Source organism: Alteromonas macleodii ATCC 27126 (assembly GCF_000172635.2).
Taxonomy (GTDB): domain Bacteria; phylum Pseudomonadota; class Gammaproteobacteria; order Enterobacterales; family Alteromonadaceae; genus Alteromonas; species Alteromonas macleodii.
On record NC_018632.1, the window covers coordinates 1,674,117 to 1,697,957 of the forward strand.

General features: G+C 45.3%; 16 protein-coding genes and 1 pseudogene. 5 read left to right on the forward strand and 12 right to left on the reverse strand.

Annotation, left to right across the window (positions count from 1 at the left end):
• Nucleotides 1-97 precede the first annotated feature (97 nt).
• The 3 genes from MASE_RS07190 (at nucleotide 98) to MASE_RS07200 (ending at nucleotide 5,509) form a co-directional block, all read left to right on the forward strand.
• On the forward strand, nucleotides 98-2,203 hold the full coding sequence (locus tag MASE_RS07190) for a two-component system response regulator (RefSeq protein ID WP_014949079.1): 2,106 nt from the start codon (nucleotides 98-100) through the stop codon (nucleotides 2,201-2,203).
• A gap of 222 nt (nucleotides 2,204-2,425) precedes the next feature.
• Nucleotides 2,426-3,346, forward strand: a complete 921-nt coding sequence (locus MASE_RS07195; RefSeq protein ID WP_014949080.1) for a diguanylate cyclase — start codon at nucleotides 2,426-2,428, stop codon at nucleotides 3,344-3,346.
• A gap of 159 nt (nucleotides 3,347-3,505) precedes the next feature.
• Nucleotides 3,506-5,509 carry a hybrid sensor histidine kinase/response regulator gene (locus tag MASE_RS07200; RefSeq protein ID WP_014949081.1) on the forward strand — a complete coding sequence of 668 codons (2,004 nt, stop codon included), beginning with the start codon at nucleotides 3,506-3,508 and terminating at the stop codon, nucleotides 5,507-5,509.
• A 14-nt stretch (nucleotides 5,510-5,523) separates the two neighbouring features.
• On the opposite strand, the gene MASE_RS07205 is transcribed toward MASE_RS07200, so the two are convergent.
• The 12 genes from MASE_RS07205 to MASE_RS07260 all read right to left on the reverse strand — a co-directional run bounded on the left by MASE_RS07205 (nucleotide 5,524) and on the right by MASE_RS07260 (nucleotide 21,345).
• Complete coding sequence (locus MASE_RS07205; protein WP_014949082.1) at nucleotides 5,524-6,660, reverse strand: purine nucleoside permease; 1,137 nt, start codon at nucleotides 6,658-6,660, stop codon at nucleotides 5,524-5,526.
• Between the two features lie 131 nt (nucleotides 6,661-6,791).
• The gene (locus tag MASE_RS07210; RefSeq protein ID WP_014949083.1) at nucleotides 6,792-9,227 is read right to left on the reverse strand and encodes a TonB-dependent siderophore receptor; all 2,436 of its coding nucleotides are present in this window, start codon (nucleotides 9,225-9,227) and stop codon (nucleotides 6,792-6,794) included.
• 241 nt (nucleotides 9,228-9,468) lie between these two features.
• Nucleotides 9,469-11,046 carry a uracil-xanthine permease family protein gene (locus MASE_RS07215; RefSeq protein ID WP_014949084.1) on the reverse strand — a complete coding sequence of 526 codons (1,578 nt, stop codon included), beginning with the start codon at nucleotides 11,044-11,046 and terminating at the stop codon, nucleotides 9,469-9,471.
• Between the two features lie 2 nt (nucleotides 11,047-11,048).
• Nucleotides 11,049-12,527 carry an adenosine deaminase family protein gene (locus tag MASE_RS07220; protein ID WP_014949085.1) on the reverse strand — a complete coding sequence of 493 codons (1,479 nt, stop codon included), beginning with the start codon at nucleotides 12,525-12,527 and terminating at the stop codon, nucleotides 11,049-11,051.
• A gap of 216 nt (nucleotides 12,528-12,743) precedes the next feature.
• Complete coding sequence (locus MASE_RS07225; RefSeq protein WP_014949086.1) at nucleotides 12,744-13,109, reverse strand: AraC family ligand binding domain-containing protein; 366 nt, start codon at nucleotides 13,107-13,109, stop codon at nucleotides 12,744-12,746.
• Nucleotides 13,110-13,145: 36 nt separating this feature from the next.
• The gene (locus tag MASE_RS07230; RefSeq protein ID WP_014949087.1) at nucleotides 13,146-14,390 is read right to left on the reverse strand and encodes an allantoate amidohydrolase; all 1,245 of its coding nucleotides are present in this window, start codon (nucleotides 14,388-14,390) and stop codon (nucleotides 13,146-13,148) included.
• Nucleotides 14,383-15,651 carry a pyridoxal-phosphate-dependent aminotransferase family protein gene (locus tag MASE_RS07235; RefSeq protein ID WP_014949088.1) on the reverse strand — a complete coding sequence of 423 codons (1,269 nt, stop codon included), beginning with the start codon at nucleotides 15,649-15,651 and terminating at the stop codon, nucleotides 14,383-14,385. The genes MASE_RS07230 and MASE_RS07235 overlap by 8 nt, the downstream gene beginning before the upstream one ends.
• Nucleotides 15,652-15,661: 10 nt before the next feature.
• Entirely contained in the window at nucleotides 15,662-16,480 is an 819-nt protein-coding gene (locus tag MASE_RS07240; protein WP_014949089.1) for a sulfite exporter TauE/SafE family protein, read from the reverse strand.
• Between the two features lie 72 nt (nucleotides 16,481-16,552).
• On the reverse strand, nucleotides 16,553-18,130 hold the full coding sequence (locus MASE_RS07245; RefSeq protein WP_014949090.1) for a gamma-glutamyltransferase family protein: 1,578 nt from the start codon (nucleotides 18,128-18,130) through the stop codon (nucleotides 16,553-16,555).
• 168 nt (nucleotides 18,131-18,298) lie between these two features.
• Nucleotides 18,299-19,564, reverse strand: coding sequence for an amidase (locus MASE_RS07250; RefSeq protein ID WP_014949091.1), 1,266 nt, complete (start codon nucleotides 19,562-19,564; stop codon nucleotides 18,299-18,301).
• Nucleotides 19,565-19,747: 183 nt separating this feature from the next.
• Nucleotides 19,748-20,311, reverse strand: coding sequence for a DUF924 family protein (locus tag MASE_RS07255; protein ID WP_014949092.1), 564 nt, complete (start codon nucleotides 20,309-20,311; stop codon nucleotides 19,748-19,750).
• Nucleotides 20,312-20,511: 200 nt separating this feature from the next.
• The gene (locus tag MASE_RS07260; protein ID WP_014949093.1) at nucleotides 20,512-21,345 is read right to left on the reverse strand and encodes a MurR/RpiR family transcriptional regulator; all 834 of its coding nucleotides are present in this window, start codon (nucleotides 21,343-21,345) and stop codon (nucleotides 20,512-20,514) included.
• Nucleotides 21,346-21,771: 426 nt separating this feature from the next.
• On the opposite strand from MASE_RS07260, the pseudogene MASE_RS07265 reads away from it, so the two are divergent.
• Both MASE_RS07265 and MASE_RS07270 read left to right on the forward strand, forming a co-directional pair.
• Nucleotides 21,772-22,397 (forward strand): annotated as a pseudogene (locus MASE_RS07265) (CPBP family intramembrane glutamic endopeptidase).
• Between the two features lie 47 nt (nucleotides 22,398-22,444).
• The gene (locus tag MASE_RS07270) at nucleotides 22,445-23,695 is read left to right on the forward strand and encodes a mechanosensitive ion channel family protein (protein WP_014949094.1); all 1,251 of its coding nucleotides are present in this window, start codon (nucleotides 22,445-22,447) and stop codon (nucleotides 23,693-23,695) included.
• The last annotated feature ends 146 nt before the right edge of the window (nucleotides 23,696-23,841 follow it).

Genomic DNA, 23,841 nt, shown 5'->3' on the forward strand with positions numbered 1-23,841 from the left:
ACCAAAGGTCAACAGGCCCTAGACTAAAGACTAATTTTTTTTTACGTATCTCGGGCGATACTTATTCTGATATTTGTTACATGGTGTGGAATTTCTCATGGATAATGAGACACAGAAAGTAGTCATCATTGACGATGAACCAACAACACTCTTGTTATTAGAAAGTGCAGTAGAATCTCTAGCAAAGGTTGTTACGGTCTCGCAAAGCGCGAATGCGTTTTCGGTGATAAAAGCACAACTTCCTGATTTGGTTGTTCTAGATATAAGCATGCCTGAGCTATCTGGCTTTGAGGTCTGCAAGCAGTTAAAAGCGTGTCCAGAAACGGCAGCAATTCCAGTAATCTTTGTCACTTCCCATAGCGATCCAGAAAATGAACATGTGGCATTGTCGTTAGGTGCCATAGACTTTATATCCAAGCCCATTGATATTGGGTTGTGCCAGATGCGAGTTAGAAATCATCTCACTATTCAGGACCAAAAAACGAAGCTTGCTCGTGTTAATCACGAATTAGAAGCAGAGAAAAAGCAGCTTGCTATTACTCTCAAATCTATAGCTGACGGCGTTATTTCAATTAACGCAGCAGGGGATGTAACTTTTATTAACCCGGTAGCGCAAAGGTTAACCGGTTATAGTGAAACGGAAGCCCTTGGCAAACCTATCGATGAGGTTATGAATTTAAGAGATGCCTCGACAAATGAGCGTCTTTTAAACCCCGCTCTTTACGCACTAGAAGTGATGCGCCCGGTAGCTATGTCTTATAACGCCACGCTGGTAAGCCGACACAATCAAGTATTCAGGGTAGAAGATACAGCGTCGCCCATCATTGATGAGGATGGCCATCTGTCTGGCGCGGTTATCGTTTTCCAAGATGTGTCAGAAGCCATTGAAATGGCAGTAAAGATGACACATTTAACCAATCATGATCAGCTCACGGGCCTGCCAAACCGAGTTCTGCTGCACGATAGAGTTGTTCAAGCTATCACTCGTTGTTTTACCTCTAAGCAAAGCATAGCGTTACTGTTAATCGATATCGATAATTTCAAATACCTCAATGACAGCCTGGGGCATCAAGTCGGCGACTATATTATTGCGTCTATTGCAAAGCGCCTTGCAAAGGTTGTTGGAGAAAGCGCTACGCTCGCCCGCGTGGGTGGCGATGAGTTTGCCTGCTTACTTACTGAAATTGGTTCGGGCTACAGTGCAGACAGTATTGCTATGGCGTGTTTGCAGGCGGGCAGAGAGCCCATTGATATAGACGGTAAGGCCCATCAACTTAGCTTAAGCATTGGAATTAGCCTTTATCCCCAAGATGCTGTTAATGCGGAAGAGATGATGCGCCATGCAGACTCAGCCATGTACCGCTCTAAATCAAAAGGCAAAGACACTTTCAGTTTCTTTTCAAAAGACCTGCAGCATGCCATGCATCATCGTGTGGAGATGGAGGTAAAGCTTAGAAATGCTATCGAGAACGACAGTCTCGCCATTTACCTACAGCCAAAATATAACTTTGACGATAGCGCAGTATTAAGTGCGGAAAGCTTAGTCAGAATGTTCGACGAAAATGGAAAAGTTATTGGACCCGATGAATTTATCCCGCTGGCAGAAGAGACTGGGCTAATACATCAGTTAGGTAAGCAAGTGTTGCAAAAAAGCTGTGAGTTTGTCGCTAGATGCAACGAATTGGGGCAAGACTTCAAAGTGGCGGTAAACGTAGCTGCTAAACAGCTTTCAAACCCAGGGTTCGCAAAAGAAGTTGCTGAAATTATCAACGAAGCGGGTATCGCCGCGTCGTCTATAGAATTGGAGGTAACAGAATCAGCCTTAATGCACGACTTTGAACAAACCAGAGATATCCTGAACGACTTGGCTTCATTGGGCGTTACTATTGCGTTGGATGATTTTGGTACGGGCTATTCAAGTCTCTCTTATTTACGTCAGTTCCCATTGAATGTGCTTAAGATAGATCGCTCTTTCGTTATTGATATGGATAAAGAACAGCAGGCACATGATATCGTAACGGCAATAGTGCATTTAGCATTAAGCTTAGAGTTAACCATTGTTGCCGAAGGGATAGAGACCCAATCTCATTTTGCCGCGCTCAAAGCACTTGGGTGTCACTTAGGGCAGGGGTATTTTATGTGTCGCCCTATGGCGATGGCGGATTTCTTCACGAAGTTCATCGATGATTGCCAAGTAGCGTAAAGTTCACTGGACGCTGAGTTGAGTGCTAATCGATAGTCTCTTCTTTATAACCTTGTCGTTCAAACCATACCTACTTGAAAGCAAACTAGCTGACTTTTCGATACAAATTTGGATGTAAGGTGTTAGACTTGCGTAAAGCGTTGTTATTACTTTGATATTGTAAAAGCAGAAACAACGCAAGCGAGAATGGTCACCTTGGTGTAGTAACAATAAAAGTACCTGATGAATCGAAAAGAAATAAAACCCTACGCAGAGTGTAACGTACTTATTGTGGACGATGAGCCGATGAGTCGTATGCTGCTCGAATCCATCCTAGAGTCGGTGTTTACCTGTGCTACAGCCGAGTCGGGAGAAGAAGCCATATCCTACTGCGAGGCAAACCTTCCTGACCTAGTCCTGCTTGACATGAACATGCCAGACATTAATGGGTTAGATGTTTGTACCGCTTTAAAAGCCTCGCCTGAAACGAATCATATCCCCGTCATTTTCGTTACATCTACAATGGATATTGAGAGTGAAAATGCGTGCTGGGAAGTAGGGGCGTCAGACTTTGTCATGAAACCGGTTAACGCCTCTACATTAACGCATCGCATCAAAACACATCTGCAAAATAAGCTTCGCACCGAATTCCTTGAAATGATGACATTTCACGATCAGCTAACGGGTTTGTACAATCGTACGTATTTAACCAAGGAAATTCCGTTACTCATTAAGCAAGTTGCGAGAGACAAAGGTACGGTTGGAGCAATAATGATCGACATCGATTATTTTAAGCTTTTCAATGATACGTACGGGCATCTCGAAGGCGATATTTGTCTTCAAAAAGTGGCGCAAATTGTATCGGATACGGTTAAACGGCCGAAAGATGCCGTTATTCGCTTTGGCGGCGAAGAGTTTTTGGTCGTCCTCCCCTATATCGACCATCAGGGCACAAAGCTAGTGGCACAACAGCTTGTTGAGGCTGTCGCCAATGCAAGCATTCCACATGGTAAAGGGATAGAAAGCCGCGTATCAATAAGTGCAGGCTTTGCAGTTTGGAAAGCTACGGATGTGGTTGAAGACGATGTGGCTGCGCTTATAGAAGACGCTGACATTTCATTGTTTGAAGCAAAAGAATTAGGGCGAAACCAAGCCAAGGGCTGAGGCCACCGCCCAATATCCCATCATAAAAATAGAATTTCTAGCCTATTGTTTAATATCCCGTATTCAAATCCCAAGCTATCATTATAAATGCGGGGCCGCTGTGCACGAATCGAGCAAGGCGGCAAGAATCTTGTGGTCTTTACGCTTGGGTAGCGAACCATGGTTTATTTTGACGAACAATCGAGTTTGAATGTGAAACTGGAACACCAGTTGAAGGCATCGCTAACCAGTTTGGTACAGCGAGGCTGCGATTCGTTTGGCGTGTTTCAAGGTTTACTTTTACAGCTGGACGAAGAGACAGTTAATATATTGGTTAAAGCTTCGTCGGCGTATGCACCCAACTTTAAGTCGGTCCCTTCTTTCTCTACCTGTGTGCCAGTAGACAACTGTTTCCCTGTAAACAGCGCTAAGTGTTCTACTGCATTTAAACAATGGTTTTCTACTTATTTTAATGCCGAAAAATACATTCGAGGCCGTGTTCATACCCTAGATGGAAGCCAAGTCTGCTTAGTCTTTATTAATGCGTGCCCAGAACAGTCGGTAAACCTCGACAAGCTGTCGCTGTTAGACGATTGCCTGAGCGTGATGTTGGATAAGTTTCATCTCGAAAAAGCAGAGACCAATCAAAACACGTTGTACGAAAAGTTACAAAGTGTAGCGAACATAGGCACATGGGAAGTTGATTTGACCACTAATGCACTTAGCTGGTCTTCACAAACTCGGCTTATTCACGAAGTCTCAGAAGACTTTGTACCCACATTAGAAACAGCTATCAACTTCTACAAAGAGGGGTTTGATAGAGATGAGATAAACCGCATTGTCTCCCACACAGTCGCTACGGGTGAACCGTGGAGTGCAACGCTTGAACTTGTCTCTGCCAAAGGTAATTCAGTTTGGATAGAAACCCACGGCATGGCTGAGATGAAGCACGGAAAGTGTATTCGTTTGTTTGGGACTTGCCAAAACGTAAACAAGTCGGTGCAACTTAGACTCGAATTGGAAGAGAGAAGAAGGGAAGCCGAAGCTGCGTCTAAAGAACGTGGCATGTTGTTATCCCGTATAAGCCACGAGTTAAAGACGCCGCTTAATGGCATTACCGGCATGCTGCAGGCGCTCAAGTTCGAAAATAAAGAAAATGTGCGAATGCGCAAAGCGGATGTGGCGCTTCATAGCGCAGACCGCTTATTGTCTCTTATAAACGATGTTTTGGATTACACCTCCATCATTAACGGCGAATTCTCACTAAAATATAGCGATTTTTGTGCGCGTTCGTTAATTGAAGATATCCTAGATGTATTTAAAACAAAATGTGCAGAGAAAGGCGTAAGGCTTTACGCGGTGCTGTCTTTTGACGAAAACACTTATGTTCACGGAGATGCCGCCCGAATCAGTCAAGTCATTACAAATTTACTATCGAACGCGGTCAAATTTACGCCGAAAGGGTATATTTCGGTGCAAGTTACGTTAAAGCATCAAGGCGATGTGCCTATCTTACTTGCGTCAATTGAAGACACTGGTGTGGGCATGAGTGATGAAATATTGTCACGTATTTTTAGACCATTTCAAAACGACACCGCCAGTGCCTCTGAAGAGTTAAATGGAAACGGTTTAGGGCTGTCTATCGTCAATCAACTTGTTGGCAAAATGGACGGCGAGCTTGAAGTACGTTCAAGCGCAGGGAAAGGCTCCTGTTTCGATATAGCTATACCTGTAGAAATGGCAGTTTTAGATAAAGAAAAGCAGAGTGACGTTATCCTCTCTTCAGACTTGCTTAGCGTTCCTCTTAACGTTTTGGTTGTTGATGACAACGATATAAACCGTTTCGTGCTTGCATCCATGCTAGAGAAGTTTAATTACCTTCCAGATGAAGCCGAAAATGGCGAAGTGGCCGTTCAAATGGCCCGAGCTAAAAAATACGACATTATTTTTATGGATTGCGCTATGCCAGTGCTCGATGGGGTAAGTGCGACTAAGATTATTGTCCAAGAAAACTTATTGCCCAAACACGGTCGTATTGTGGCTGTAACGGCAAATACAACGCCTGAAGATAAAACTAATTGTAGCAATGCGGGCATGGCCGATTTTCTTGCCAAGCCCGTAGTACAAAATGACGTTACCCTTCAGGTGCGCCATGCACTAAATGCTAAATCAGTGACAGCGTAGAGGTTAAAGTGCGTTTATTCCGCTGAAGGGGGCGTATCTTTTACGGTTTCCCAATGCGTTACAATATAGTCTGTCACCTGTGAGCCGACTTTATAGGCGGCTTCTATAGCGGCTCCCATTGCTGCATATCCATCGCCAGAACTCTCTAACTTTAGGTTCTCCGCAGCGCTCAACGATGGTGGCTGCATGGTAAAATTGCTCGCCGTTCTAAGAATAAGTAAGCGGTCTTTGTTGACTAACCCTGCATTGTCCAAGTAGCTCAAGCTTTGAAGTGTTGCTGAGTCTTCCATGCCCGAGGTAACAAAATTTCCTTTGCCCTGCGTCCAGTATGCTACCCAATCGTTTGCCCACGTATTTAGTTTTTCGCCATGCCAAAAGGTAGAAGCAGATAAATGCGCACCCATAGATACATTTGGAAGTGCCCTTGCATTAGCGGAGTTGGCGTACTTGTCTCTCAGTGCATCCATCGCTTCGTTGTTTAAAAGCTTGGTGTCTTTTGTCAACGAATAGGCCCACTTTGCTAACGGTAAGTTCAGCGCGTACACCTCGCCATTTGGGCTGTTGTTTACGTCTACAGCGTCAGCGTTTTCAAAGGGCGCGTGAGTGAAGAGGGGGAAATAGCCCGTACTCCACTGAGACGGAATTTCTCTAGCGTCAATTTGATGTGCTAGGTCGCCATCGACTACGTAATCGGTCCAAATTGCACTCCCAATGGTGTTATCCGCTGGGTCGACTCCCGCGATCCCTGCGACCAACCAATAGGCTTGGGATAAATCAAAGCGAGGATCAAGACCTAGTGCCATTATTGCTGCTGAAGCGCGCGCAATGCCCATTCCCGTAACCATACCGATTACACCTGTATCAGAATTGGCGTAAATGTCGTGAAAGCCATGAGGCAAAGGGTATTGGGTTGTGAGTTTCTGGCGAGCCTTCCACAATTGAAATTCACCAGGCGCGTCGCCTTCGTCGCTGCCAATTTCGAACATACTTACCACAACAACCTTCACTTTCATTGGCGGCTTAGCGTCATTGGTTTTAACACTGGCAGAATAACTACTGCTACAGAAACCCAAAAACATAGCCAATATAAGCAAAGCGTTGAAAAAGGCAGACCGTTTTTGTTTAAGCAGTGGATAAAAAGAAAGATGCATTTAGTACTCCTAAAAAAGAGCCCAGCATTATCAAACTGGGCTTCTTATCGAAAAAACTTACAGGCCTGAGAGCGTGTGTCGAACGTTCAATCTACACATGAGGCACGACCACGCTCAAAGAGTATGCGAACTTAGAATGAGTAAGTAAATTTAGCATTCCAGTGACGCGGTAGTTCAGGTAGTACAATTTGACTACCAAATAGATCAGGGAAGTTAGAGCGGAAATAACGCTCGTCAGTTAAGTTTTTAACGGTTAAGTTTAACGACCAATCTTCCGCCTGATATGACAAGCCAGCATTGACTAACGTGTAGGCTGGAAGTGTCACTGCAGCTGAGTAGCCAGACGCGACCTCATCCACATCCACAATACTCACGTTGGCAGCATAACCATTTTGGAAGTCATAGGTTGCTGTCAGCGTGTAAATATTTTCAGGAATACCGGCCTTTCGTCCGTCAGAGTTTGTTTCTCCTTCACCAACAAGGTTAAGACCTACTACGTTCCCGCCAAAAATTAACGAAGGATCATCAAGAGCAACTAAATCGTCAGCACCTAAGAACCCAAATTGGTTTCCATTGGCAAGTGCAGTTAAGTTGATAACTTCTATATTTGTATAGCCAGCAGAAACAACAAGGTTCTCATTGACTACCCAACGAAGTTCAAATTCGGTGCCTTCGTTATTGGTTGTGTTGTTGGTAACCGTATTCTGAGTATTGAAGTCGGTACGCTCTTGCTCAAAGAATGAAAGTGCAAAATAGAGTGTATCGTCAACGAGAGAACCTTTAATACCGTATTCCATCAGCTCAGAGGTGTCGAATGCACCGCCACCACCAGGTTGATTGAGTTGGCCAACACCAATCTCGGCGCCCTGGCCTGCAACAAGGGTAGCTTGCTCTGCTGCAGTGATATAAGGAATAAGGCCAAATTCAAATTCATATGAAATACTAGCGTTCCAAGACCATCCATCTACGGTTTCTTCAGCATAAACTGGTGTTTCATCTCCAGTAGCGCCCAAAAGTAAATCCGTGCGCGATGTGCTTTCAATATCAATAGTGTCGTATCGTAAACCTAGTACTAAGTTTAAACCCCAGTCCCAAGTTAAATCGGTCATTGCAGCAATGCCTAAGTCTAAGTAATTACCTACGTCATAGTTGTCGTAGTTTTTACCCGAGCGGGTAGACAAAAGGCGGCGATCGAGCGCTGAAGACGGCATGGTAAGGTCGCGACGATTAAAGAACTCGTAAGTGAAGTCATCGCCGTGCTCAAAGTCGGTATAGCGTACAGATGGTGAAAATTGAAATTGCGCTAATAGTCCGTCGTTCTCATATTCTGTCGCAAAAATTAGTTTGTCTTCTATAACCCAGCTGTCATGGAATTGTGAGAAGCCATAAGCATTTTCGTTTATGTTGTCGTATGCATCATAGAAAAGCTGGTTGCGAATTTCCCAATTATCCGTGTAGTAAATGGTGTCGAAGTAGAGCGTTATGGCTTCGTTACCAAGTTGGTCATCAGGTGCTACCAAAGTTTGGCTACCACTTAAGGTCGTAGTACCTGGGTTTTGTAATGCCATTAAAGGATCGAAAAAGTCGCCTGTAACCGAATCTAATGGGACAGCTGGCGTGAAAATAAACGGTGAAATCAAGTCGGCAACTTCAGCATATTCTTCGTGACTGATTTGACCGTCGCCGTCCGTATCTAATGGTTGAGCCGTACCTGTAATATAGGTTCCGTCGTCAACTAACTCCTGAGTTAATCGGTTCCAGCCGGCCACTTGGTTACCATCGTAGTCGTGGTACATACCACCAAATTCAAAGCGAAGGTTATCGGTAATATCGATATTAAATGATGCTTGAAGTACGGTTTGATCAGTCTGGGTATTGTCGTAGTAACTGTCAGAGTTTTCTAGCTCACCGTATATGTAATAGCCCATTTCTTTACCGGCAACACTAGTCGGTCCGCCAACTTCTGCGGTTAAAATGCTTTTGTTCCACGACCCCGTTGTGTAAGACAACGCGCCCGTCGGTGCATCTAAATACTGCCCCGATGACGCACGGGCAGACTTGGGATTAAAGTTCAGATAACCACCAATTTTTGATGGGCCGTAAATAGGTGATGCCGGACCACGAACGATGTCGATTCGGCTGGACGCGCCAATAGGCGTAGGGTAGTTACCTGGGTTGTCTAAGCGCTTAACACCGCGGAAGTAAGTTTCCCCGGGCGTGCCCCGCACATCCAGAGAGCCTGCAACACCGAAGAACGACTGTGTGAATGTACCTGGTGCGAACGCGACGAGTTCATCAATGTCTGAAACGTTGAAGCGCTCCATTTGCTCTTGAGAAATCGTGGACGCTGAGCGAGGCGTTTCGAGAATAGATTTGCCAAAGCCAAAAACTGACTCAACGTCTTGGCCAGGAAGGCTCCCAAGAGATCCTGTTACCTGAATTTTTTCAACGTCTTTTTCTTTAACCTCTGTCTCTTCTTGAGCAAAAGCTTGCGACGATAGCGCGACCGCGGTAGTCATTGCAAAAGCTTTTGCTAGAGGAGATAAATTGAATGTAGTGTTTTTCATGGTTTCCTCGTTATTTTTAGTTGCCCCTTTTTAGGGCTCTTTTCACGCATTTTTATATGCGTTTTGTTATTGGCAAGAGAGTTAGCAGGATGAGTGCCAACTACTTGTCCAGTTGGTCAACTTTTAACCTTCTCTTAAGTTGCTGAATTATAGGGATAAAAATATATAATATTGTTCTTATATTGTTATTTTTATGTAAATAAACTCAATCGCATAAATGCATGCACTTTTAAGGTGATTTTTAGCGAGCTTTTGCACTAAAAAGAGCAGAGGTTACGCCCGGTTGTCCGTCTATACTTAAAATGGATGTCGAGTGTGCTGAGTGCTTAACAGCCTCATGGTTTACAAAGGCTTTTTCATAGGGGACTTTCGTTGCCCTACGGCTGCTTTCTGGCTTTGGGTTGTGAATAGGTTCGTAAGAAGGGTTTTCCTGAGCAACGTCAGTGCTGCTTTCTACTTTTTGTGCATTAGTGTGTGGCGAAGCAATGGGCTTTTTTCCTGGTAAGGTTAAATCAAGGATGACGGCGGTGAGGCCGGCCGAGGTTACTGGGGAAAGTAAGATATTTTCAAGCCATGAAGGCAATTGAGCAAGGGCTTCTGGAACCATCATTACACCAATCGCCATACCTAGAGCACACGCTGTCACCAAGCTACTGCGCCTATCAAGCGCGTAGCTGGCTAATAGCTTTAAGCCGCCTACCGCCACCATGGCAAACATAACGAGTGTGGCACCGCCAAGAACTGGCTTGGGAATAGCCTGCAGCACACCACCTACAATGGGGAAGAACCCAATAACAACGAAAAGCGCTGCAACAAAAAAGCCGACCTTACGGCTGGCGATACCGGTTAATTGGATAACCCCGTTATTCTGGCCAAATGTAGTATTTGGAAAGGTGTTGAACATGCCAGCAAGGAACGAGTTTATGCCATCGCCCAAGATTCCGCCTTCCACTCTTGCTAAATAAATCGGACCGCTCAAAGGCTGGTTACAGAAAAGACTATTTGCGGTTAAGTCGCCGGCCGTTTCTATTGCACTGAACAAATAAATAAGCGCAATAGGTAAAAAGAGATTGATATCAAAGGCAATGCCGAAGGCAAACGGAGTGGGGATTGCTATGACAGAAAGTGAAGCAAGGCCGCTAAAATCTAACCCTTTGGTAAAGCCGACATAGGTTGCGCCAATCGCCATACCAATAAAGATGGCGCTTAAACGCAGCCAATGATTTGTTGAGGCGTTCAAGAAAACAATGATGAGTAACACCCCAAGGCCGACGGCTAAGTTTTCTGTGCTGGCGAAGTCAGCGGCGTGAAAACCGCCCGCAAGATCAGTCATGCCTACGTTTATCAAGCTTAGCCCAATAGCGGTTATCACAATTCCTGTAGTTAATGGCGTAATGATACGTTTGAGCTTATGTACAAACAGACTAAACACCACTTCGACCATGGCTCCCGCCATAGTTAATCCAAACAACAAAGACAAGACATCTTCGGGTGTTCCTCCATCCGCCTTGACCTGATTTCCTGCCAGTATTAACGCGCTGATAAACGCAAAACTGGTACCTTGGATGGCTACCAATCCACTGCCTACCGGGCCTATACGCTTTGTTTGAATTGCCGTGCCTAAGCCGCTTACAAACAAGGCCATACTGATAAGATAAGGCGTGTATTCAGTAAGGCCCAGTGTTGATGTAACGATAAGAGTCGGGGTAATGACACCGACAAAGCTTGCAAGTAAATGCTGAAATGCCGCGGTAAGTGAAGGAAGAAATGCCGGACTATCATGTAAATCGTAAAGTAGTTCGTTGTGATTTGAAGACATGGTTATTTCCTTGTTGTTTCCTTATTATTTCCTTCATTGGCGCAGACCGAGGCGGCAAACTCGCAGATGAAATCACTGTAGCGTTCCACGTTGCTGTTAAGAGGTTGTACTTTGCTGTTTGCTGATGGTATTTGGTTAGCGCTTTCCGCTATTAAGGCTAAAAACTGTGTTAAATCTCGGTTTAGCTCAGTAAGTAGTTGCTCTTTTTTCTCGTCTTGTAAAAAGCTGTACTTGATACTGTTTTGACTTAATGTAACTAGCTCACTCCAGCTTATATTGAACTGGGTAAATGCCAGGTAATATTCATCTGTGAGTGTGGCATCCCACATCCCTCGGTCGTCGGTTGAAAGTGCAGTGGGTACACCGGTTCTTAAAAGTTGAGGAAAGGGATGAGCGCTCAAATCGTCGATGTATTCTAACTTTAGGTTTGAAATTAAATTGGTTTCAATCAAATAGCGGTTATGGCGCATGAGCAAATACGTTGAAGGATCTTTTAGCAGATTAATGCCATGGCCTATTCGCTCTGCGCCTAACAATAAGGTGTCGCGAATATTGGTATCTGCATGCTCAGATTCACCTGCATGAAAGGAGAGGCGAATGGCTGGATATTGAGCTCTTAGTTTCGTTATAGGCGCTAAAAAGCGCGTGGGTTGACCTCGGGGATCATCCTCCCTGCCAACCAAATTTATCCCTACATACCATTTTCTATTGGCGTCTACGAATTTGAAGATCCAGTCTAATTGGGCTTCAATGTTGTCAGTAAAACGAACCAAGGCATATTGAAAACGAACGGTGACACCAGTAGCTTTAGCTGCTTCGCTATCGAGCATGTCTGTAATAACTTTAAGTGCTTCAGCAGGAGGAAAGCGGCTACCATCTGCGCGATTCATGAGCCTAACGTTCATTTGCGTTTCTAAATAGCGCACATTTTCTTGTTGATACAGCTGCATGTTTCTAAGCAGAACTTGCGCTGTAATATAGGGGTTTTGAGTAAGCTCGCTTAAACGCTGCCAGTGAAACTCAAAAAACTCCTCTCGACCTTCTTCTGGCTTATCAAGTTCAACACTATGGATAAACGCTTCTTGCTCTTTGTTACTTAGGGCATTCAGCGCTTTATATTGCTTTTGCTCACATTTCGTTAGTTTAGAGTGGGTAGTGTTAGAAATGGTATGAAACAACGGCGCCGAGTCACACTCGCTATGATTTATCTTAGTGAAGTACTGATAGCCGCCGTTTAGTGCTTGATTAGTTGCTAGCTCATACCACCATTTGCCGTACGCCGAACCTGATAAGTGATGGTGCAAGTCACCGCCTTTTGGAAACTGTTTAAGTAGTTGATAGGTCTGTGAGTCGGTCAATGACTGTGTATATTGCTTAAACCAATTGTTTGCGTCTTCTTCAGTAGGAAAGGGGTTTGCGGCGGAATAAAGACCAACAAAGGATAAAGACAAAATGAACAGGGTTCGTACAACAAATGACATGAGCAATTTTTCTTAGCAATAGTTGCTCTATGGTTGCAAGATATTGACCAGTTGGTCTGCTTAGTAATGTGTTTTTAAGTTTTTGTTTTAAAATGTTTTTTATGTGGGTTTGGGTAAGGAGCAAATAATTAGGCAATTCGTAAGCCCCATTTTGGTGCCTAAACAAAAAAATGCGCTAAATTAGCGCATTTTTTCAGAGCAGTGCGAACGGTCGTTTTAAAGGACTACGCCTTCATCTAACGTCACAAAAATTGAGTGGCGCACTTCATTGTACATTGCGCGGGAACAATGGCCTTCGCCTTCTGTGTCTTCTAGCAATAATACGTCACCTGCTCCAAACACATGTCGCTCACCGTTAGACACCGTAAATTCAGCACGCCCTTTAATTATGAAAAGGAGTTGTCGTGCCGGCGCTGGATGCCACCTAAAATCATAATCTGCAGGGGTTTCGCGAAAAATGATCTTATCGGCTCCAAATTTTTCTGAAAGCATGCCGATAGGACCGCCGTCTTTTAGCGCAATCTCCACTTCGCCAAAGTGACTTTTGCCTGCTTCATCGTTGTAAATCCTTGTTATTTTCATTATTAACCCTTCATTGAAACTTTACTGATTTGACCACTACGTATGCTTGAGCTTGCTAATGGTTTTATAAAGTACTGACAAACTTGCGGCCACGTCATCAATGGTAATAGATTCTGCAGGGTGGTGACTTATTCCGCCCTTACAACGTGTGAACAACATGGCCACAGGGCAAATATCAGCAATAGCCATAGCGTCATGACCTGCTCCCGAGGCAAGGACTCTTGGCTTAATCCCGCTTTCTTCTACCCCCCGAACGAGTGCTTCTTTTAGCTGGCTATCGCAATGTACCGCGGGCGCGCTGTGGGTTTGCTCCCGTGTTAGCGTTATTTGTCTTGCATGCGCAATGGCATCAAACTTTTGCAATATTTCTGCCAATACAGAATCTCGCAATTCATCATCTTCGCTTCTGATATCGAGAGAAAAACGTGTGCGACCAGAAATGACGTTAACGCCGTTTGGCGCATTTTCAATTTTACCTACCGTGGCTACAACGCCCGGACGCTGCAAGCTAATGCTCTCTACAGCCAATAGCATCTCTGCACTTGCGCACAGCGCATCTCGTCGCATAGACATTGGCACAGTGCCAGCGTGACCCGCCATGCCTTCTACTGAAAAATTAAAACGTTTTGCACCTGCAATAGCACTGACAACGCCAACAGGCAGATTTTCTTGCTCTAAAACAGGGCCTTGTTCAATGTGAAGCTCTATGTAGCCCAAAATGTCGGTACGGGAAATAGCGGCACTGTTTACTGCGTCGAAATTAAGGCCGAAGTTCGCCATGGCTTGCTCTAAGTTCACGCCATTTTCGTCTTTTAAATGACGCCATTGCTCTTGCCACTTACCGGTGAGCGCGCGGCTTCCTAAAAGGGTGGTGCCAAATCGCGTGCCTTCTTCATCACAAAAACCCACAATATCGATATGAAAAGGGAACTTGGTTTGCGTGCCGTCAAACATAGCGACCAGCGAAATAGCGGCGACCACGCCTAGCATGCCGTCGTACTTTCCGCCGTTAGGCACAGTGTCGAGGTGGCTACCTAGAATTAATCGCGGTGCGTTGGGCACGCTTGATGTATAGCGCCCCCATATATTGCCAACGGCGTCTTGCCAGGTGGTCATTCCTGCTTCAATCATCCACCCTGAGGCTAGTTGATTTGCAAGCTTGTGTTGTTCGGTCAAATAGCGCCTGTCTAAACAGGCTGGGTCCTGGCTTAAGGTGCCTAATGTTTCGCACCTTGCCATGACTTGCGTAGCCAATTCAGCAAATTCTGCGAATTCACCCATTGGTGACTCCCGCCGCTTTAGCCTTAGCATAAACGCTAAGCGCAGCATCTACACCTTTACCAGCAGGTAGCGCAAACCCTTGCATACGAAGCACAGTTTCAAGGGACTGGAGGGTATGTAACACGGCATCTTCTCTGGCGTTATAGCCCATAGTGCCAATGCGCCAAATTTTTCCTTTTAGCGGACCAAAACTAGTGCCTATTTCAATGTTAAAACGCAGAAGTAAGGTTTCGCGTACCTCTTCGCCATGAACACCCTCGGGAATATGAACACCTACAACATTGTACATTTTGTGTTTCAGGTCGCCGAAGGGCTCAAGTCCCATGGCCTGAATACCGGCTAGCATCGCGTCGCCCGCTACTTTGTGACGAGCAATCACGTTCTCCTGGCCTTCTTCTAAATGCAGGCGCGCGCATTCACGGGCGCAATAGAGCATACTGGCCGCTTCGGTGTGGTGATTTAGTCGCTCCTCGCCCCAATAATCCATGATCATGGGCAAGTCGAAGTAGTTAGAACGAATTTTAGGGCCACGCGCAGCTTCATGGTGAGCATCGCGAATGCCGGCTTCAACGTGGTGACGGGTACGCACGGTTTTAACAAACTTGTCGCTTAGTGTAATAGGAGCACTGCCTGATGGGCCTCCTAAGCACTTTTGCAGGCCAACTGACACCGCATCTAATTTCCAAGCATCAACGTCTAGCGGGTTCCCACCTATTGACGCTGTTGCATCGCAGTAAAACAACACATCGTTTGCTTCACAAATCGCGCCAATTTCTGCAAGCGGTTGCAGCATGGTGGTGGACGTATCCCCTTGAACAATGGCAAGCAGTTTTGGTTTTACGTCTTTTATCGCCTTTTCAATTTGTTCAGGTGAAAACACTTCGCCCCACGGCACTTCAATGGTGTGAACTTCAGCGTCGGCGCGCTCTGCAATTTCAGCAAGCAAATGCCCAAAACGCCCGAAGATAGGCACGAGGACTTTATCGCCTGGCTCAATTGCCGATACCAATACAGCTTCAATTCCAGCGCGCGACGTACCGTCAACCAAGAAGGTTTGCTGGTTTTTCGTATTGAAAACATCGCGGTAAAGTTGCATGACCTCGTTCATGTAGCCAGTCATTACAGGGTCATATTGACCTACTAACTGGGTAGACATGGCGCTTAACACACGGGGGTAGCAGTTAATTGGGCCCGGGCCCATTAGCAAGCGAGGCGGCGGGGATAGTGGAGCAAACGTTCTGTTAGAAGCTTCTTTAGACATGTGGGCACTCCTAGATAAGCACTTGCGCTAGCATGCGCAAGCCAGTGATGATGAGAACAACGGCGAAGATTTTCTTAAGTAAGCCAGCGTCTAGCTTATTGGCTATGCTTGCACCGACAGGCGCAAATAACACGGTGAGCGGAACAATGCAGACAAACCCCAGCAAGTTTACATAGCCGTACGTAGCGAAGGGCGCATCAACAGGAGTGGTACCAACAAATAGCAGCGTAAGCGCCGCTGGAAGCGAAATAATCAAACCGACTGCAGCAGCGGTGCCCACCGCTTTGTGTGCTGGGTAGTTACAAAATGTGAGAGTCGGCACGGTTAACGTACCGCCACCAATGCCTACCATAGAACTAAATAGGCCAATGCAGGTTGCCATAATCGACTGACCCGCGCGGCCCGGTAGCCCTTTAAATAGCGCGTCTTTCTTGCCAATGAGCATATTAATGGCAGACAAGGTTGCAATAATGCCAAACAGTAAGGTAAGGAACGTCGGGTTAACAGCCGTCACCGCATAGCTTCCGGCAAGCACGCCAATTAAAATGAACACTGCCCACGCTTTTAGCAACGCAAAGTCTACGTTGCCTTTACTGTGATGAGCACGAATAGAGCTTACTGAAGTAGGGACGATGGTTGCCAGAGACGTTGCCGTGGCTATAACCATTGCGCTCTCAGGGGACACACCGAGGGCTTGGAACAAGAAAAACAGTACCGGCACGATGACAATACCGCCACCTACGCCAAGCATTCCTGCTAGTATGCCTGCGAACACGCCTGTTCCTGCTAGCGATAATATAACCGTTAGGTTATCCATTAAAAACTGCATGTGATTTCTTTCTCTTTAACGTTTGTTGGTTTAACTATTTGTCAGTGCTGCGTCTTAGCCACCGCGAATAAACTAGCGATGTCCAAAGTAGGCTTTGCCGTCACTTCTTGGGTCGCTTGCGCCGCTAACCGTACCTTCTGTGTCGCAAATAATTGCACCAGCATGACCCATGAGTTCGTTGCAAGGATCTACCGTCACCATATCGTGGCCCCGTGCCAGTAAGCTTTCACCCACATACTCAACTAAATCTCGCTCTGCTTTTAAGTTGTGACTTTGATCGCCCCAAGTTCTACCAAGTAGCCAACGGCCTAGGGAAATAGCCTTGGCGATAGGTTGGTCGTGGTACACATGACGAGCAAACAGCGCCGCTTGGGTTTGAGGCTGACCTTCACCACCCATGGTGCCGTAGCTCATGCGTCGACCGTCAACAAGCTCAGCGAAAGCGGGGTTAAGTGTGTGAAATGGTTTCAAGCCTGGGGTCAAATATTGGTTACTGTTTGGATCGAGTGAAAACGAAGTGCCACGGTTGTTCCAAACAATGCCTGTTTGCGGGCTCACTACGCCCGAGCCGAACTCCCAGTAAAGTGACTGTATGTAGCTCACCATTCGGCCTTCAGAATCGCAGCAACCCATCCAAATAGTATCGCCGTGCTTGGCTTCGTGCGGCCAAGGAAGTGCTTTATCTAATGAGATGTTCTTCACCATTTCATCAAGCACATCGTCACTTAACAGGCTTTGAAGACTAACAGGCGTACGAGATGGGTCGGTTACGTTCGCGTTACGCGCAATGAAGGCTTGTTTCGTGCATTCAATAAGTAAATGCACCATGTCAGCATCGGTGCTGCCTAAATGCTGAACTTTGTCGTACAAGGCTAAAATAATGAGCGACGCCACACCTTGTGTGGGCGCCGGCAAGTTATAAAGCTTGCCTTTGCTGGTGGACACTGACAATGGCTCAACAATTGTCGCTTTGTAATTGTTAAAATCTTCAAGACGAATAGGGGAGCCGGCGGCTTCTAAGTCTTCAGCCAGCTGTGAAGCTAACTCACCGTGATAAAAATCATCTAACCCTTTTTCTGCTAAATGCTTCAAAGTTTCAGAGAGCTTTGTTAGCTTTAAAATTTTACCTTTTTTAAGGGCTTTCCCCTTAATCAAAAACTGAGCGAAATTTTCATCCGCACTTAGCTCTTCAAAGGTTTTGTTGCTGGCATCCACCAAGCTCTGGGTAACTTCAATCCCCCAGTTAGCTTGACTAATCGCCGTATCGAACAATGTGCTTAACGGTAAACCGCTTTGCCATTTGTGACTTAATTCAAGCGCGGCTTGCCAACCAGCAACTGCGCCTGCCATGGTTAATGCTGACTTTCCGCCTCGACTCGGTATGGCATCGCTACCCTCGTAGAAAGAAGGTGTCGCGCCCTTTGCTGCTACGCCAGATGCATCAATGCCAATCGGCTTTTTACCAGGTTCACTGATTAGCCAAAATCCATCACCGCCCATGCCATTCATGTGCGGGTATTCAACCGCGATAGATGCTGCAGCAGCTACCATAGCTTCAATAGCGGTGCCGCCTTTTTCTAATATGTTCAAGCCCACTTGCGATGCCGCAAAGTGAGGGGCAGTAAACGCTATATTTGGTTTTTCACTCATTTTTAATTCCTTCAAAAACTCGGCAACCGCGCAGTCAGTTTAAGCCCAAATCAGGCAAAATGACGGGCGCTTAGGTCTTACTTCCGCTTTCTAGTTTCAACTTGAATGCGATAGGGCGCTAATGCTTTTTTTAAGTGCAACTTAAAAAAACAGGCGCGCTTTACACGTTTAGCGAGTGGTTAGCTTTTTTGCTAACGCGAGAAGTGCAAGATCGTTGCCTTTTTTGCCCACTAGCGATAATCCGCACGGGGCGTTGTGTAGGGTAAACAACGGCAAATGAAGTTGGGGTAATCCCGCAAGCCCAGCTATCGCCGTGAGTGCGAGCAGAGCGTTTCTATCATTTGCCAGCGTTGTTTCATCGGCATCACATCGAGGTGCTACACCGGGTGTCGTGGGAATAATCAATACATCTATTTCTTCAAACAGCGTGTTTAAATGATTGATTACCACAGATTGTTGCGCTTTAGCTTGTTCTACTTCTTGCGTTGTTATGGTTTTACACCAATTCAAGCGCAACATTATATCTTTGGCGATATCGGGTTGAGTGTATTCAATCCATTCGCCATGTTGCTGCCATATTTCATTGCCCTGTAAGGTACGAAAGGTAGCGGCAGTTTGTAAGGTTTTTAAATCTAGCTGTGTCTCTGACAATACAATACAGTCGTTGTTATCAGCCAGCGCTGCAAGCCATGTTTTGCACAGCGATTTGTGAGCGGCCTGCTCAAATAAATGCGCTGCTATGCCAAATCGAGGCGAACCTGATATTTCACTTTGTGTTGCGCTATCTATGCAGACATTGGCAACCTTAGTCAGCGTGTTTAAATCGCGTGTCATCCAGCCCACGGTATCAAACGACGGAGCAAGTGCCACCATATTGTCGCAGGCCACAACGCCGTGCGTGGTGCGAAGCCCCCATAACCCTTGATAGCTAGACGGTACGCGAATAGAGCCGCCGGTGTCGGTGCCAAGCCCTATGTCGGCAAGGTGCGCGCTAACGGCCACCGCTGAACCTGACGAAGAACCACCAGGTATATGAGCTGGTGCCACTGGATTTACCAGTGTTTCGTAGTGCTTATTCTGCCCGTGTAAACTGTAGGCAAGTTCATCAGTGATGGTTTTGCCTTTGAACGTGGCACCCGCTTGAAGCATCTTTGCTACGCAACGATTTGTGTTTTTCGGAATCGCGTGTGTGGCTAACCAATCAGGATTTCCTGCTGCAGTTGGCAATCCTTCAATGTGAAACAAATCTTTCACTGCCAGACCTAGTCCGCTAAGCGGCAATTTACTTTGACTTTTTGCCTGATTCAGCGCTTTTCCTGACGCCGAAAATGCGTCATCTTTAACACTACCGTCAAGACTGAATGCGATTTCTAGGTTTTTAATTGCCTGTGTGAACTTGGCATCACAGGGCTTCAGTACAAAAGGAGAGCTCACAGCGCGTTACTTATTCGTTATTGTTTCTTTATTAGTCTTTAGATTAATGAAACAACTGTTTCATTAAAAAGTCAAGAGAAACGAACGTTACTTCATTGGGCATTTTAGTACGTACATTATTTTCTGTGAGTTACATAATTGGTAAAGCGCTGAGTAAATCGTTAAAGAACACTAAATAAGTTGCTAAAAGCCTTGGGGGTTTTGCTTCAGGTATGCAACTTCTTCTGGTGTCGACTCGCGCCCTAAAATTCGGTTGCGGTGAGGGTAGCGGCCAAACATTTCAATTATCTGTTGATGGCGCTTTTCAAAGGAGAATTCTCTTTCAAGGCCTTCTTGTGAAAATAGTTCCAATGCGACGTCGTGGATTGCGAGTGATTCACTATGCATAAACGGCATATACAGAAACGCGCGCTGCTGCGGTGTAAGTACTTTATCGGCTTCAACACTTACCGCTTCTTGCGCAAGAACCAAAGCAATGCTGTCTGCACTGAATGCATCTTTGTCATTGCGATGAATATTTCGCGAGAATTGATCGAGAAGAATTATTTCGGCAAGACGACCGGTAGCCGTCGCTCGCCAAGGCCACAACTCGCCCTTTATGGCTGCTGCGCGCAATTTTGAAAATCGCGAAGTGATCGTTTTATCTAGTGCTGCATCTTCCTTAAACCATTGCTCTGGGGAGAGTTCTCCAAACCAAAAGTCTAGCACACCGTTAGCTTCTTCCATGACTACTTGCGTTTTATCCATATCAACTCCAACCACACGCTTTTAGCAGTGAAATTAAATTAACAGGTACGTTTTTATGCATTAAAACCCAAAATAAGCGTTGTGAATTAATACTTATACCCATTTTTAAGCGCTTTAGTTCCCTTTACGCTTGCAAAATAACAATTCTCTGCTATCCGCTCTCTTTATAGTATTGCTTAAAAAGTGTTCTGTGGGAAGGGTTAACGCTTTGGACTTTCTAGCTCATCCATTTGAATGTAGATGTCAGTAATCGCGTCGACGCGGTCTGCGGCCTGGCTTCCTAATGCTTCGTAGGTAAGGTTACACAGTGATGCAACCAGGCTCATTGGAGCCGCGTAACTATCAAAAGGCGAGTCACTGCCAATGTGGGTAACCAACAGGTGGTCGACATCGTGACGATATCCTTGGCCCGTTGGATCGGTAATTAATACGGTTTTACAGTGTTTAATGCTATTTAAAACAAATTTGAATTGTCGGGTTCTACGACGAAAACCAAAAAGTACGACAAGATCATTTTCGGTTAGGTCGATAATATCTTCACTAAGTGTTTGACCGGGCTGGGGAAGCACACGGACCGACGCACGAATTTGTTTGAGCTGCTGCCTAAAATGAAGTGCAATGGGGTAGGCGTTTCTAAAACCAATCAAGGTGACCTGGCCTGCTGATGCCAGCAATTTAGCAATATCTGTCAATGCCTCTGAGGAAGTGCTATCAAATGTATTGGCCAAATTCTTACTATCATTCTCATGCTGAAGTACGCCACTTGAAGGGCTTACAACAGGCACGCCTTGCTCACGTAGCTGAACAAGCGCCTCTTTAGCTTGCTGGTGCGAGTCAAAACCCAGCTGGCGAAAGAAGCGACTGACTGTGGCCTTTGACGTCCCCGTTTTTTCTGCAATTAAAGACGTAGATTGGCTTAATACTGCGATAGGATTCTGCTGAATATAATGCGCAATAGCCTTGCCCGAAGGGGACAAAGAGGCATAGTGGTTTTCAATTTGCTGTAAAACGTCGCTAGGGCTATTTTTTGTCATTGGTATCGCCTCTTACATCTTATGCAATTATTTCACGACTTTTGTGCGATATACAAACACTACCTGAATTCAACGCGTTTACGTACTTCAAAATAGGTTTTTCGAAGCCGACTATTGAAGTAGAACATTATAATAAGCGTTGTTGCTCATTACTAAAAAACGCTCACAAGTTTCCACTGTTCTTAAAAAATCTTATCTATATAGAGAGTTACGAATGCGCAGTAAAGTATAGGGCTAAAGTAGCACTTAATTAATCACTCATGCTTTGCAAATTGGCACTACACTTTCATAGACATAAACCGTAAAAATTCACAAAAGTGTCATCGGTTGGTAATTACCTTGTTGGTTTAGCATCGATTCTAGTTAGTAAAAACGTTTGGGGAATCGATCAGCGAACCTAGCATGATCGAGAGAAAGAGGTGAGTTGTGGCAAAGCTGTGGTCTGAATTGATCTTGCTCTTTGTGGTGATTCCCTTTGCCGTTCTCTACTGGATAAAGCATTTTGCAAATTATCTCATGCCTATTTTAGGTGTTATGGGACTTTGTTGCTTAGCTATCTTGTTAGCAGATAAGCAATTTAAACGCATTAAATTGTGGCATTGGGAAGACTATCGAACGCATTTAAAAGTACGCTAAGGTTATTTTTGCCTTGGGCGAGCTTACTGGCGCTGGTAGTTTACTTTTTTAAACCGGAATTGTTCCTACATTGGCCTATGAACCAGCCATGGATGTGGGTAGCTACATTATTGATTTATCCGTTAGTGTCGGTCATCCCGCAAGAGATCATTTTTCGAACGTACTTTTTTCACCGTTACAAGCGAATACTGCCTTCGAAATATGCAAGGTGGGCCTTAAGTACTTTTTTATTTGGTTTAGCCCACTTAGTGTACGGTAACTGGATTGCTGTAGTCATTTCTTGGATTGGCGGTGGCATTTTCGGTTATAGGTATATGCAAACTAACTCGACGCCCGTGGTGGTTATAGAACACGCTATATGGGGCAGTTTTTTATTTACCATCGGGCTGGGATCTTATTTAGTTATCGCGTCGTAGTTATTTATATTAAAAACCGAAACACATGAACGCCAAGGAGTGAGGTGATGTTCAGTGCGCAACAAATATTGCAACCCTCTATTTTAAACAAGCGAGCGGGGCTTTTTTTCCCGCAAACCGACAGCGAACCTTTAATACAAACTTTGCTTCAACAAAGTGACGAAGGTGGCGCAATAAGCAGTTTATCAAGTGCACAGTCGCTACTCTCTCAGCTTTGGGAGAACTTTGTTTATCGATTACCAGGGTTGGCGCTAGGTTTAGTTATCATGGCGGCGTTTATCCTTTTAGCGCCACATATTGCCAAGGTTTTAGTTAAACCGTTAACCCGTACGACCACATCTCCATTGCTGCGCTCAGTCATTCAAAGAAGTGTCAGTTTAGTCTTAATTTTACTCGGTATTTATCTATTTTTGTTCTTAGCTGGGCTCACCGGATTTGCAATCGCGGTGGTGAGTGGTACAGGTGTGGTAGGGCTGATTCTTGGTTTCGCCTTTCGCGACATCGCAGAGAACTTTATTTCTAGCCTACTGCTTACTATTCAACGCCCTTTTAGAATAGGGGATATCGTACAAATCAACGATTTCACCGGCATCATTCAGAAAGTAACGGCACGTGCGACCACGCTGGTGGATTTTGACGGCAACCATATTCAAATACCTAACGCGACTATTTACAAAGGGGTAATCAAAAACCTTACGGCCAACCCGCTAATGCGTGGTCAGTTTGTTATTGGCGTGGGTTACGATGCTGATATACAACACGCACAGCAGATGGCGCAAGAAATTACGTCAGCACAAGACAACGTGTTAATCGACCCTGAACCGCAAATTCTTATCGACGAACTAGGCCCCTCGACCTACAACATCAAGGTTTATTTTTGGGTGGATGTAGAGAAAACGAGTGTACTAAAAATGGCATCGGTGCTGATGCGTAAAATCACCCAAGCCTTCTTAGAGGCGAATATCAGTATGCCTGATGACGCGAGAGAGCGCATTTTCCCTGAGGGTATGCATATTTACCACGCTTCCGAGAAAGACGCTTCAAGCGCTCGTCCTTCTGAAAATGAAGCAAATGAGTTAAGTGAAATAACTACAGGCCAAAAGAACGTAAAAAGCTTGGATAGCGAAAAGAATAGTGGAGCCACAGAAAATCGAAACGAAAGGTCAAGTGCTAAAGGGGCTGGAAATACGCGCCCACAAGACTCGAAAATTAATGATGATGTGTCTTCCGAAGCCCATGAGATACGAGAGCAGGCTCGGAATTCGAGAGACCCAGAAGCAGGAGAAAATATTCTTTAACATTTGTTATGTAAAGGATTATTGGAATGTGTCATTTGCCCTCTTTTCAAATCTAGAAGGGAACCGTGCAAATTGAGCGTGCTTCGGCAAAGCTAGCCAGAGGTGAGGAGATGTTCAGCAAAAGCTGGGCTGGTGGATTTGCTCGT